Annotated in this window: 9 protein-coding genes; 8 read left to right on the top strand and 1 reads right to left on the bottom strand. The window is 72.3% G+C overall.

Annotation, left to right across the window (positions count from 1 at the left end; translation table 11 throughout):
* Positions 1-30 precede the first annotated feature (30 nt).
* The 8 genes from AB0C99_RS07980 (at position 31) to AB0C99_RS07945 (ending at position 11,219) form a co-directional block, all read left to right on the top strand.
* Positions 31-918, top strand: coding sequence for an AraC family transcriptional regulator (locus AB0C99_RS07980; protein WP_362471292.1), 888 nt, complete (start codon positions 31-33; stop codon positions 916-918).
* A 119-nt stretch (positions 919-1,037) separates the two neighbouring features.
* Positions 1,038-1,334 carry a chorismate mutase gene (locus tag AB0C99_RS07975; RefSeq protein WP_362471289.1) on the top strand — a complete coding sequence of 99 codons (297 nt, stop codon included), beginning with the start codon at positions 1,038-1,040 and terminating at the stop codon, positions 1,332-1,334.
* Positions 1,334-2,329, top strand: a complete 996-nt coding sequence (locus AB0C99_RS07970) for an asparaginase (RefSeq protein WP_362470990.1) — start codon at positions 1,334-1,336, stop codon at positions 2,327-2,329. The genes AB0C99_RS07975 and AB0C99_RS07970 overlap by 1 nt, the downstream gene beginning before the upstream one ends.
* A gap of 133 nt (positions 2,330-2,462) precedes the next feature.
* On the top strand, positions 2,463-4,961 hold the full coding sequence (gene pepN, locus AB0C99_RS07965) for an aminopeptidase N (protein ID WP_362470987.1): 2,499 nt from the start codon (positions 2,463-2,465) through the stop codon (positions 4,959-4,961).
* Between the two features lie 258 nt (positions 4,962-5,219).
* A complete protein-coding gene (locus tag AB0C99_RS07960; RefSeq protein ID WP_362470984.1) occupies positions 5,220-5,957 on the top strand; it encodes a DUF3800 domain-containing protein in 738 nt (245 codons plus the stop codon).
* A gap of 174 nt (positions 5,958-6,131) precedes the next feature.
* Positions 6,132-8,324, top strand: a complete 2,193-nt coding sequence (locus AB0C99_RS07955) for a hypothetical protein (RefSeq protein WP_362470981.1) — start codon at positions 6,132-6,134, stop codon at positions 8,322-8,324.
* 109 nt (positions 8,325-8,433) lie between these two features.
* Complete coding sequence (locus AB0C99_RS07950; RefSeq protein WP_362470979.1) at positions 8,434-9,810, top strand: aminotransferase class V-fold PLP-dependent enzyme; 1,377 nt, start codon at positions 8,434-8,436, stop codon at positions 9,808-9,810.
* Positions 9,807-11,219, top strand: coding sequence for a SidA/IucD/PvdA family monooxygenase (locus AB0C99_RS07945; protein WP_362470976.1), 1,413 nt, complete (start codon positions 9,807-9,809; stop codon positions 11,217-11,219). The genes AB0C99_RS07950 and AB0C99_RS07945 overlap by 4 nt, the downstream gene beginning before the upstream one ends.
* A 7-nt stretch (positions 11,220-11,226) precedes the next feature.
* On the opposite strand, the gene AB0C99_RS07940 is transcribed toward AB0C99_RS07945, so the two are convergent.
* Positions 11,227-13,044 carry a 5'-nucleotidase C-terminal domain-containing protein gene (locus AB0C99_RS07940; RefSeq protein WP_362470973.1) on the bottom strand — a complete coding sequence of 606 codons (1,818 nt, stop codon included), beginning with the start codon at positions 13,042-13,044 and terminating at the stop codon, positions 11,227-11,229.

The following is a 13,044-nucleotide window of genomic DNA, read 5'->3' as shown; positions in this document are numbered from 1 at the left end:
CGGAAGGGCGCCGGGGAGGGTGTCGCCGCGATGTTTCACACCTGGATGCGCTATTTCACGCCCGGACCCGTCCACCACCGCCTCGGCCTGGTCTGCCTCGGCGTCGGACTCCAGCACGGCGCCCTGCCCACCGTCGGACCGCGCACCCTCGACCACCACGTCGCCGTCCTCGTCAGCTCCGGCGGCGGCTGGTACCGGGGCGCCGACGGGCGCCGCACCACCGTCACCGCCCCCGCCGTCCTCTGGCTCACCCCCGGCGTCCCCCACCACTACGCCGCCGACCCCGGCACCGGCTGGGACGAGGCGTTCGTCGACTTCACCGGGCCCGCCACCGCCACCTACACCGAGCTCGGCTACATCGAACCCGACCGGCCCGTCGTCCCCCTCGCCGACGCCGCCCCCGCCCGCGCCGCCATCGCCCGGATCGCCCGCGCCGCCCGCCCCGGCAACCCGCTCCTGGAGGTCGAGACCGGCGCCGCCGTCCACGAGCTCCTCGTCGCCCTGCGCCGCGCCCGCGCCGACACCAACGCCGAGGGCGACCCCGTCCTCACCGCCCTCGCCCGCGACGCCTTCAGCCGCCTCACCGTCGCCGAGCACGCCGCCCGGCACGGCATGACCGCCGCCGAACTGCGCACCGCCGTCCGCCGCGCCGCCGGGTGCAGCCCCAAGGACTACCTGCTCACCGTCCGCCTCGGCCGCGCCAAGGAACTCCTCGCCGGCACCGAGCTGCCCGTCGCCGCCGTCGCCCGCCGGGTCGGCTACGACGACCCCGCCTACTTCTCCCGGCTCTTCACCCGCCGCGTCGGCACCGCCCCCGTCCGCTTCCGCGAGCAGCAGGGCCGGACCGTCCCCGGCGGCTGGAGCACCACCGTTCCGGATCCCGAACACCCGCCCACGATCCCCCCGAGATCCGGCTAGGCTCGCTGGTCATGAGCGAGATCAGTGAGACCGGCACGCCCGAGGAGACCGGCCAGGCGGGCGGCGGGACCGGCGACGCGAGCGGTGCCGGGCGCGGCACCCGGGGCACCGCGGGCGCCATCGACCCCGCCGTCACCGCCGAGCTGACCCGGCTGCGCGAGAGCATCGACAACATCGACGCGGCCGTCGTCCACATGCTCGCCGAGCGCTTCAAGTGCACCCAGCAGGTCGGCGTCCTCAAGGCCGAGCACGACCTGCCGCCCGCCGACCCGGCCCGCGAGGCCCGCCAGATCACCCGGCTGCGGGAGCTGGCCGGGAGCGCGAAACTGGACCCGGCCTTCGCGGAGAAGCTGCTGAACTTCATCATCGCGGAGGTCATCCGCCACCACGAGACGATCGCGGACGGAGCCCGCTGATGGCGCGCGTCACCGTGTTCACGCTGGGGGGCACCATCTCCGCGCGGGGCGGTGACGCCTCCCGCATGACCGGCACCGAGGTCCTCGCCGAGCTCGGCGTCGCCCCCGCGGGGGTCGAGATCGAGCTCCGCGACTTCCGCCGCGTCCCCAGCTCCTCGCTCTCCTTCGAGGACCTCCGGGCCCTCGCCGGGGAGGTCCGCGCCACCGTCGCCGCCGGCTCCGGCGCCGTCGTCGTCCAGGGCACCGACACCCTGGAGGAGACCGCCTTCCTCCTCGACCTGCTGTGCACCACCGAGCGGCCGGTCGCCGTCACCGGCGCCATGCGCCGCCCCGACCTGCCCGGCGCCGACGGCCCCGCCAACCTGGCCGCCGCCCTCGCCGTCGCCGCCGACCCCGGCTGCGCGGGCCTCGGCGTCCTCGTGGTGCTCGCCGACGAGATCCACGCCGCCCGCTTCGCCCACAAGGCCCACACCACCTCCGTCGCCACCTTCACCTCACCCGGCGCGGGGCCCCTGGGCGCCGTCGTCGAGGGCGAGCCCCGGATCCTGCTCCGCCCCGCCGTCCCGGCCCGCCTCTGCGCGCTGGACGTCGACCCCGACGTACGGGTGGCCCTGCTCACCCTCTCGCTGGGCGACCGGGGCGAGCTCCTCGACGCGGTCGCCGAGCGCCACGACGGCCTCGTCCTCGCCGCCTTCGGCGCGGGCCACGTCCCCGCCGCCCTCGTCGAGCCCCTCGCCGCGCTCGCCGAGCGGATCCCGGTCGTCCTCGCCTCCCGTACGGGCGCGGGCGCGACCCTCTCGCACACCTACCGCGGCCCCGGCTCCGAGTACGACCTGCTGCACCGCGGCCTCGTCCCGGCCGGCCCGCTCGCCCCCGCCAAGGCCCGGCTGCTGCTGCACGCCCTGCTCTCCAGCGGCGCCAAGGGCCCCGCCGGCTACGACCGGCCCCGGATCGCGGCGGCCTTCGCCCACCTGGACGGCGCCGGACTGGCCTGACCGGGCGGGACCGGGGCGGGGCGGGACCGGGGGAGGGCCGGGGCGGATCCCCGGCCGGACCCGATCGACCCCGATCGACCCCGATCGACAACCCCCCTGCCGAGCCGGGGGCCCATCAGGCAGCATGGCCCCCATGTCCGTACTGACGCGCGACGAAGCGCAGACCCGTGCCCAGCTCCTCGACGTCCACCGCTACACCGTGGACCTCGACCTCACCACCGGCGACGAGACCTTCGAGTCCACCAGCCTCATCCGCTTCACCGCCCGCGCCGCCGGGGACACCTTCGTCGAGCTCAAGCCGGACGCCCTGCACACCGCGGTCCTCGACGGCGAGGCCCTCGACACCGCCGCCCTCGACGGCAACCGCCTCCCGCTCACCCTCACCGAGGGCGAACACACCCTCACCGTCACCGCCACCATGCGCTACTCCCGCACCGGCGAGGGCATGCACCGCTTCACCGACCCCACCGACGGCGAGACGTACGTCTACACCCAGCTCTTCATGGAGGACGTCCAGCGGGTCTTCGCCGCCTTCGACCAGCCCGACCTCAAGGCCGTCTTCGAGATCGCCGTCACCGCCCCCGAGGGCTGGACCGTGCTCTCCAACGGCGTCACCGAGCGCGGCGCCGACGGCCGCTGGACCGCCGCCCCCACCCAGCTCCTTTCCACCTACTTCGTCTGCGTCGCCGCCGGACCCTGGCACTCCGTCCGCACCGAGCACGCCGGCCTGCCCTTCGGCATCCACTGCCGCCGCTCGCTCGCCCCCCACCTCGACGCCGACGCCGACGAGATCCTCGACATCACCAAGGCGTGCTTCGACCGCTACCACCAGAAGTTCGACGAGCCGTACCCCTTCGACTCGTACGACCAGGCGTTCGTCCCCGAGTTCAACCCCGGCGCCATGGAGAACCCCGGACTCGTCACCTTCCGCGACGAGTTCGTCTTCCGCTCCGCCGTCACCGACACCGAGCGGATGACCCGCGCCATGGTCATCGCCCACGAGATGGCCCACATGTGGTTCGGCGACCTCGTCACCCTGCGCTGGTGGGACGACATCTGGCTGAACGAGTCCTTCGCCGAGTACATGGGCTTCCAGACCGTCAACGAAGCCTGCTCCGACCGCTTCGCCGACACCTGGATCGACTTCGCCGCCACCCGGAAGGCATGGGGCTACGAGGCCGACCAGCGGCCCTCCACCCACCCCGTCGCCCCCGACCCGGACGCCGTCCCCGACACCGCCTCCGCCCTCCTCAACTTCGACGGCATCTCCTACGCCAAGGGCGCCTCCGCGCTGCGCCAGCTCGTCGCCTGGATGGGCGAGGAGGACTTCCTCGCCGGCATCAACATCCACTTCAAGCGGCACCGGTTCGGCAACGCCACCCTCGCCGACTTCATCGACAACCTCGCCGCCGCCACCGACCGCGACGTCCACGGCTGGGCCGAGCAGTGGCTGCGCACCACCGGCGTCGACACCCTCACCCCGCGCGTCGAGGGCGCCGGCAACCAGTGGCGGCTCACCGTCGAGCGCGACGGCAGCCGACCGCACCGCGTCTCCGTCGGCGTCTACGACCGCGACGCGGCCGGCGGCCTCGTGCTCCGCGAGCGCCCCTGGGTGGACGTCCCCCAGGAGGCCCCGCTGGCGCTGACCGGCCCCCGCCCGGCGCTCGTCGTCCTCAACGAGGGCGACTTCTCCTACGCCAAGATCCGCTTCGACGAGGTCTCCGAGGAGACCGTGCTGCGCGGCCTCTCCCGGATCCCCGAGGCCCTCACCCGCGCCGTCGTCTGGAACGCCCTGCGCGACATGGTCCGCGACGGCGAACTGGAGCCCGCCGCCTACCTGGAGACCGCCGTCGCGCACCTCCCCGAGGAGACCGAGCTCGCCGTCGTCCAGGGCGTCCTCGGCTTCGCCCGGAGCCAGCTCGCCGACCGCTACGTCTCCGCCGCCGACCGCCCCGCCGCCCTCGCCGCCCTGTGCGGGATCGCCCGCGACCTGATCCGCCGCACCGAGGACGGCGACGCGCCCGGGCTGCGCCTCACCGCCGTCCGCAGCTACATCGACAGCGCCACCACCCCCGACAAGATCGCCTCCTGGCTCGACGAGGGCACCGTGCACGGCGGCCCCGAGCTCGACCCCGAGCTCCGCTGGCGCATCCTCGCCCGGCTCGCCGTCCTCGGCGCCACCGACGAGACCGCCATCGCCGCCGAACTCGACCGCGACCCCAGCGCCACCGGCCAGGAGGGCGCCGCCCGCTGCCGCGCCGCGCTGCCCACCGAGGAGGCCAAGGCCACCGCCTGGGCCGCCATGTTCGACTCCGACGAGCTCTCCAACTACCTGTTCACCGCCACCGCCCAGGGCTTCTGGAAGCCCGAACAGGCCGAGCTCCTCCACCCCTACGTGGCCCGCTTCTACCCCGACGCCCTCGCCCTCGCCGAGCGCCGCGGCGCCGCCATGGCCGAGGCCGCCGGCCGCTGGGCCTTCCCCGCCGACGCCGTCGACCCCGACTCCCTGGCCCTCGGCGACCGCCACCTCGCCGAGGACGAGACGACCCCGGCCCTCCACCGCAAGCTCGTCGACCAGCTCGACGACCTGCGCCGGGCGCTTGCTGTCAGGGCGGCCACGGCCAAGAGCTGAGCCTGTCCCCCTCCCGCCTCCCGTCGCCGGAGTCCGTTGCCGGTGGCGGGAGTTGTCGGGGATGGTGCCAATGAAACTGATGGGGTGCCAGTTGTTCCTGCTAGCCTTGCCTGGTTACGAGCCACTTGGTGAGACGTGACGCGGTGTTCGACATCGGTCGGATGCTCCGGTGAGGAGCCTTGAGCTGATCCTGTCACTCGACAGGGGGCGAGCGAGAGTCCGTTGAGCGGCTTTCCGGGTCGACGCAGCGCGTATCGCATGGATCCGCCGACGGGTCAGCGGTGCAGCCGCACGACGCCCGCATTCCGGACGGATCCAGCGAAAGGCCCTACCGCCATCAACGCGCACATCCCTGTCGACCGGCACATCTACAGCGATGACTCCGGTGACGCGAAGACAGGGCTCCGCTTCTATTCGGCCCTCAGCGTTCCGATCGGTCGTGAGGCCGATTTCGCGCGCGAATGGAACGCGCTCCGCTCGCTGTGGGAGCAGTGGCACGGTGTCCCCACCGACTATGAGCTCCACTCCTACAAGTTCCTCACCGGACGGGGTCGTCCCGGCGGGCGCAACCCTTCCCGGGCCGAACGTCGCCGGATGGCTCGCGGAGCCCTTGACCTCATCGGGGCGTTCCCGGGCCTGGTCGTGACGTCCGTCTACTCGGTCGGCACCGACATCCGGGCGGCGGAACGGGCCGCCTTCGCCGGCCTGGTGCGTGACCTCGACGGGCGTCTCGTCGCAGACCACGAGAGCGCGGAACTCATCGTGGACGGTGACGGTACGGACCGGCTTTACGAAGAGGTGTACGGCGAGATCCGGCCGGTGAGCATCGTCGGGCCGCCGCTCCAGCTGCCGGCCCACCGCTCGATCTGGCTCCAGGCCGCTGACCTGGTGGCGTACTGCGCCTTTCAGTCCGTGGTGCGTCATGAGACGCGCGTGCATCTCTGGGATTGGTACGAGCGGTACCTGCCGAAGGCAGCGCCTCCGCGTGAAGCCTGACGTCGCCGGAAGCGACGGAGCCCCGGCCTTGTGGCCGGGGCTCCGTGAGAGCAGACCTGGCGTGCGCCTTTCGGCACACCACCCGGACTACGTGCCCATTCTAGCGGTCCACGGTGTCTGAGGCCACTAGTAGACACCCCTGTAGACGCCATAGAGCCTTCGACTCAAAGGAGAATGATGCAAATCGCTACAGAGTTCAAAGGTCCTGAGGGCTTCAGGGGTGATGAAGAAGAGTTCGAGCGGGAAGGTCCGCAAACCATCACCTTTTTCTTCGGAGACGAGGAGTTCACCGTCTCCGGATTTGAAAGCCATCTCCCTGAGCTGTCCTCCGTTTCCGAACGCGGCGCACTCGTCAAGGCGGGGCAGCAGTCTCACGGCGCCAGCCTCAACACGGAGTCCTGGCACGCTGTCGCGCGCGGCATCGTCGCGCCGGACGCTGCCGCCGCGCAGTTGCGCAGCCACAAGGGATGGACGTCCGCCCTCATCGAGGAGCACGTCGAGGGTGCGACCCTCCGCTCGTTGCACACCCGGGCCTGGCTGACCGAGCTCTTCCCGGGGCTTCAGCCCCGTACGGGCCAGGAGGCTCTCTCCGAGGACGATCCACAGGTATTCGGCGAAGTGGATGACGACGGGGAGCCTCGCGCCTCCGTCGTGTACCGGTACCGCGACCTCAGTCATCTTCGCGCCCACCTCAAGCAGACGATCGCCGCCACCCGCCGGGCCAACCCGGACCCCTACGACCAGTCAATCCTTGCCCGACGGATCACCCGGGCCGTCATCGCGCATCCAGCGCGGCTGGAGTTCAACGACGAGACGGAGTCCGTCGACGTCCTCGTGGTGCGTGATGGGATCACCAGGCTGACCAGCGCCTGGGCGCTTCTGACAGGAGAGGACGCCCCAGGCCCCGACCAGATCGCGAAGACCGCCGCGGATGTGCTGCTCGCCGAGAAGCCACAGCGGCGGGGAGCGGAGAAGCCGCTCGGCCAGCGGATGGCGCTCGGGCGCCGGGATACGTTGGCCGCCCTGCGTGCGGAGTTCTATCAAGGGCTGGGGGAGCATCCGTCCGACCGTGCGGTCCGGCTCGGTCAGACTCTGGTGGTTCCGGCGCAGATCACGGTAGGTGTACGACGTCACAGCAGTGCCGGGCTCCAAGCCGACGAAGTGTTCGACGACGCGGTGCGCTCCATTCTCGCCTCCGTGCACGTCGAGTTCAAAGCCTGGGAGCCGGCCGCGCAGAACGTGGAGGTCGGCTCCAGGGCCCTGCGGCGCGTGCACCTCGACGGTTCGGCGGACTCGCGATTCCTCAGCGGCATAGTGGGCCTGGCGCTCGGGCGGCGGGCCGCGCGGGAGCTGCCGGAGATCTTCAAGGACCAGAGGATTCCGCCCACGGCACTGTGGCGCGCGGTGTATCTGGTGAACCATCTCACCAGACCCGAAGTGTTCGGCCAGGTCAAGCGCGCCGCGAAGGACATCAAGGGCACCCGCCGAATGACCAGCGCGGGCTACGCGGACCTGCTCGGCCCGATCATCGACCTGCCGTGGCGTGGTGCGAAGTCGGCCTCGCTGAAGCAGGCACGCCATGCCTGGGCCAACGGCGGTGTGCTGAACAAGGGGACGCTCGGTACGTGGAACCCGGTGCCGTGCGAGGACTTCACCGAACTGGTCGAGCCCGCCCAGGACGGTGATGTGAACGCCCGGCAGACGCTGGCCGTGGCGGGTGGCATCGCACTCATCGCCGACAAACTGATCACCCGGAACGTGGGTTCCGCGGTGGGCCACACGGTCCCGTGGCGGTCCAATGTCGATCAAGTCGTCGAAGGGCTGTCCGAGAACGAGGAGGGGCTGTGGCTGCTCGCCACAGCGGCCAACGCGTTCGATGAGAGCCGCGAATGCGTGAACTCGTTCACCTCCCAGCAGCTCATGGTCCGGGAACGGTCGGAGATGTACACGATCTCCGACATCGACCTCGACCGTGCCGACCGTGTGCGCCGCGATCAGGGAGGTGTCGCGGCCGTGCCACTCAACCAGTGGCGTCTCGTCCTCGCCTCCGATCCGCTGCGCGCCAGGGAGTGGGAGAAGGAGCAGGTCCACGAGGACGAGACACTGACGGTCAGCGAGATCTTCGAGCACAGGAGGCGCGCGCTGACGCAGGCGGTCGAAGCGGCCCACGCGCGCCTCGGCGAGCTGCTGGATTTCGCGAAGACCTCGGAGGCGAAGCAGACCACGCTCGTTGCCTTCGGTTCCCACGACGAGTGGCTGGCCCTGGACGACCGAGTCCGGACGCTGGGGACGACGATCTACAACCACCGAGTCGATCCGCCGGGAGACGAAATCGAAGAGGAAGAAGACGAGGAGTTCTACGAGTAGCGCGTAGCCGCCCAACGGGGGGCGCCGCCGCAAGGGCCCCGTCCCCCGTTCGGGTCACAGCACCGCACTCTCCGGACAAACCCGCAGAACCCCCGGCACCCTGTCGTCCATGCGTGCCGCACCCCTCGCCGGAGGCGCCCCCGGCCCCGAACAGCTCCGTCCGCTCCTCGCCGCCGTCCTCGACGCCCTGCGCGCCGGCGCCGAGGAGCGCGGCGGCCCCCTCCCGGCCGGCGGGCCCGCGGCGGTCGCCCACCGGGTGCGCGAGGCCCTCGGGGAGGCCCTGCCCGAGCACGGCACCGGCGCCGCCGAGGCCCTGGCCACCGTCGTACGGGCGCTCGCCGCGGGCGCCGCCGACCCCGCCGACCCGCTGTGCGCGGCCCACCTGCACACCCCGCCGCTCGCGCTCGCCGCCGCCGCCGACCTCGCCGCCTCCGCGCTCAACCCCTCGATGGACTCCTGGGACCAGGCCCCCGCCGCCTCCGTCCTCGAAGCGCTCGTCACCGCCGCCCTCGCCGCCGAGACCTTCCCCGCCGCGCCCCGCCCCGACGCCCTCGTCACCACCGGCGGCACCGAGTCGAACCAGCTCGCCCTGCTCCTCGCCCGCGAACGCCACGGCACCGTGCGCACCCTCGTCGGCGCCAACGCCCACCACTCCTTCACCCGCGCCGCCTGGCTCCTCGGGCTGCCCGAACCCGTCCTCGTGCCCGCCCCCAACGGCACCATGGACCCGGTCGCCCTCGCCCAGGCGCTCACCGAGCTCCCCGGGCCGCTGCTCGTCGCCGCCACCGCCGGGACCACCGACGCGGGGCTGATCGACCCGCTCCCGCAGCTCGCCGACCTGTGCGCCGCCCACGGCCACGCCGACCTGCACGTCGACGCGGCCTACGGCGGCCCGCTCCTCTTCAGCGACCGGCACCGCCCGCTGCTCGCCGGGCTCGACCGGGCCCGCACGGTCACCGTCGACCTGCACAAGCTGGGCTGGCAGCCGGCCGCCGCCGGACTGCTCGCCGTCCGGGACACGGACGACCTCGCCGTACTCGGGCACACCGCCGACTACCTCAACGCCGACGACGACACCGACGCCGGCCTCCCCGACCTGCTCGGGCGCTCCCTGCGCACCACCCGGCGCCCCGACGTCCTCAAGACCGCCGTCACCCTGCGCGCGCTGGGCCGCACCGGGCTCGGCGCCCTCGTCGACGCGTGCATGGCGCTCGCCGAGGAGCTGGCCGACCTGGTCGAGAAGGCCCCCGGCCTGGAGCTCTACGCCCGGCCCACCCTCACCACCGTCCTCTTCCGCCCCTCCGGCGCCCCCGACGAGACCGTCGCCGGGATCCGCCGCACCCTGCTCGCCGAGGGCCGCGCCGTCCTCGGCCGGGCCGCGGCCGACGGACGGCTCTGGCTCAAGGCCACCCTGCTCAACCCCCACGCCACCCCCGGCGACCTGGCACAGATCCTCACCCTCGTGGAAGGCGGCACCGACCGATGACCGGCAGCACCCCCCCGCACGACCTCGACCGCCCGCTCGACCTGGTGGGCGTCGGCATCGGCCCGTTCAACCTCTCCCTCGCCGCGCTCGCCCACGGCGTCCCCGGCGGCCTGGCCACCGCCTTCTTCGAGCAGCGCCCCGCCTTCCACTGGCACCCCGGCCTGCTCATCGAGGGCGCCACCCTCCAGGTCCCCTTCCTCGCCGACCTGGTGACCCTCGCCGACCCGGCCAGCCCCTGGAGCTTCCTCAGCTACCTGCGCGGCCGCGACCGCCTCTTCCCCTTCTACTTCGCCGAGAAGTTCCACATCCAGCGCGCCGAGTACGACGCGTACTGCCGCTGGGTCAGCGGCCAGGTCCCCGGGCTGCACTTCGGACACCAGGTCGACTCCGTCCGCTGGAACCCCGAACGGCGCCTGTTCGAGGTCGACTTCACCCAGCTGGACGCCGACGGGGAGGCGGAGGCGCTGGGCCGCGCGTACAGCCGCAACGTCGTCCTCGGCGTCGGCACCGAGCCGTACGTCCCCGAGCCGCTGCGCCCGCTCGCCGACGCGCCCGGCGTGCCGGTGATCCACTCCGCCGACTACCTGACCCACCGCGAGAGCCTGCTGGCCGCCGGGCACGTCACCGTCATCGGCTCCGGGCAGTCGGGCGCCGAGGTCTTCCTGGACCTGCTGCGGGGCCGCCCCGAGGGCGCCGAGAAGCTGCACTGGCTGGCCCGCAGCGAGGCGTTCGCGCCGATGGAGTACTCCAAGCTGGGCCTGGAGCACTTCACCCCCGACTACACCCGCTACTTCCACGCCCTGCCCGAGCCGGTGCGCGGCGAACTGGTGCCCCGCCAGTGGCAGTTGCACAAGGGCATCGACGCGGACACCATCGCCGCCATCCACGACGAGCTCTACCGGCGCACCCTGCACGGCGGCTGGCCGGACGCGGTCCTCACCCCCGGGGTCCGGGTCCGCACGGCCGGCCGGGTCGCCACCACCAGGATCGAACTGCACCTGGAGCACGCCCAGCAGAACACCCGCTCCCGGCTCACCACCGACGCCGTGGTGCTGGCCACCGGCTACCAAGAGCGCCCGGTCGGCCGGATGCTCGCCGGGCTCGACCCGTACATGCGGCACGACGCGGCCGGGCGGCCCCGGATCGACGCCGCGTACCGGCTGGTCCTCGACCCGTCGGTCACCGGCTCGGTCTACGTGCAGAACGCGGAGAAGCACACCCACGGCGTCGGCGCCCCCGACCTGGGGCTCGCCGCCTGGCGCAGCGCCGTCATCCTCAACTCGGTCACCGGCACGGAGCCGTACCCGCTGCCGCGCCGGACCGCCTTCACCACCTTCGGCCTGGACGCGCGAGAGGCGCCGAGCATCCCGGCCCAGGGCCAGAAGCTGACGCCTCTCGTGCAGCAGTAGGGCCGGATCAGAAGACCGGGACGCCGTCCCGCGTCAGCTTCCAGCCCACCGAGGCGAACAGGGCCGGGTCGACCGTGCCCTTCGCCTGCACCCACTGGATGAGGGTGTTGCGGATCTCGTCCGAGTTCGCCCACAGCTGCTGGGCCTTGGCCACGTGCGGGAAGGCGCCGCCGCCGCTGGCCCGGTAGTTGTTGACGGCGAGCACGAACCGCGCGGCCGGGTCGAGCGGCTTGCCCTCGAAGGAGAGGTTCACGATCCGCTTGCCGACCGGCTTGGCGATGTCGATCTCGTACGTCAGCCCGGACACGGCGTCGTAGTTGTAGTCCGGGGTGTTGTCCGCGTTGGTGAGCTTCGCGGTGTCGACGGGGCCGCCCGCCGGGGTCTGGACGTAGTACTTCGCCGAGTACTCCAGGTACTCCGCGATCTGGGCGCCCGTCATCAGGCGGGCCTCCAGGGTGTTCTCGAAGGGGTAGAGCCCGGCGGCGTCCTTGATGGAGATCGCGCCGGCCGGGATCCGGGCCGTGCGGGAGAAGCAGGACGCCTGGGAGAGCACCGGCAGGGCCGCGTAGGCGCCGCCGGCGAGGGCCGCCTTCACCGTCTCGGCCTGGACGACGTTGATCAGGTCGATGATCGGCTCGTCCTTCCACGGCGCGTCGGCGGTGGTCATGGCGGCGGTGGAGGTGCCGATGACCTGGTTGACGTACGCGACGACCTTCTTGTGCTCGTCCGCGAGCAGCCCGGTGATCTCCGGGTCCTCGGCGACCGTGTTGGAGTTGAGGACCTGCGCGCCGACCTTCTCGACGGTCCAGCGGCCCTTCTCCCACACCAGGTCGAAGTCGAAGAGGGTGAGCCGCTGGCCCCACTTGAGCGGCTCGGACAGCACGACCTCCTTGCCGGTCGCCTTGTTCGCGATCCGGTACTCGGGGATCTCGGTGTGCGCGTGGCCGACGAGGATCGCGTCGATCCCGGGGACCTGCTCGGCGACGAGCCCGGCCGCGTTCTCGACGTACGGGAGCTGGTCGCCGTACGAGGAGGTGCCGCTGGAGCCGGAGTGCGCGGAGACGACGACCACGTCGGCGCCCATGGAGCGCAGCTTCGGCACCCACTTCGCCGCCTGCTCCTCAAGCCCGGGGAAGACCATCTTGCCGCCGACGTTGGCCTTGTCCCAGATCGCGATGCCGGGGTTGGTCAGCCCGAGCACGGCGACCTTGACGTCCCGCCCGTGCGGGGTGCGCAGCCGGTGCATGCTGTACGGGGGGAAGGCCGGGCGCAGCGTCTTCGCGTCGAGCGCGTTGGCGCCGAGCAGCGGGAAGTCGCACTGCTGCTCGAACTTGCGCAGTACCGGGATGCCGTAGTTGAACTCGTGGTTGCCGAGCGCGGCGGCGTCGTAGCCGATGGCGTTCATGGCCTGGGCCATCGGGTGGACCGGGCCGCCGGCCTTCGTGATCGGGTCGACCTTGGCGTAGTAGTAGGACAGCTGGGTGCCCTGGATGGTGTCGCCGGCGTCGATGAGCAGGGTGTTGCGGCGGCCCTTGGCGGCGCGGACCTGCTCGACGAGGGTGGAGATCTTGGCGAGGCCGACGTCGTTGTGCGCCTTGTCGTCGAATTCCCTGTCGGTGAAGTAGTCCCAGTTGAAGACGTTCCCGTGCAGGTCGGTCGTGCCCATCACCGTGAAGGAGTACCGCTTCTTCGGACGCGGCCGGTCGTGACCGTGGCCGTGGCCGCCGTCGTGGGCCTCGGCGGGAACGGCGACGGCCCCGGTGAGGGCCACTCCGGCCCCGGCGGCGGCCGAGCGCTCCAGGAAGGTCCTGCGGTTCAGCGGCAT

The sequence above is a fragment of the Streptomyces sp. NPDC048659 genome (assembly GCF_040650575.1).
In the GTDB taxonomy this organism is placed as follows: Bacteria; Actinomycetota; Actinomycetes; order Streptomycetales; family Streptomycetaceae; genus Streptomyces.
Note: the sequence above shows the minus strand (reverse complement) of the source record. Positions and strands in the feature narration are given on the sequence as shown.

Coding starts and splice junctions, on each gene's coding strand:
- AB0C99_RS07940 (WP_362470973.1), bottom strand. CDS start 13,044: ATGCCGCTGAACCGCAGGACCTTCCTGGAGCGCTCGGCCGCCGCCGGG.
- AB0C99_RS07970 (WP_362470990.1), top strand. CDS start 1,334: ATGGCGCGCGTCACCGTGTTCACGCTGGGGGGCACCATCTCCGCGCGG.
- AB0C99_RS07950 (WP_362470979.1), top strand. CDS start 8,434: ATGCGTGCCGCACCCCTCGCCGGAGGCGCCCCCGGCCCCGAACAGCTC.
- AB0C99_RS07980 (WP_362471292.1), top strand. CDS start 31: ATGTTTCACACCTGGATGCGCTATTTCACGCCCGGACCCGTCCACCAC.
- AB0C99_RS07945 (WP_362470976.1), top strand. CDS start 9,807: ATGACCGGCAGCACCCCCCCGCACGACCTCGACCGCCCGCTCGACCTG.
- AB0C99_RS07960 (WP_362470984.1), top strand. CDS start 5,220: ATGGATCCGCCGACGGGTCAGCGGTGCAGCCGCACGACGCCCGCATTC.
- AB0C99_RS07955 (WP_362470981.1), top strand. CDS start 6,132: ATGATGCAAATCGCTACAGAGTTCAAAGGTCCTGAGGGCTTCAGGGGT.
- pepN (WP_362470987.1), top strand. CDS start 2,463: ATGTCCGTACTGACGCGCGACGAAGCGCAGACCCGTGCCCAGCTCCTC.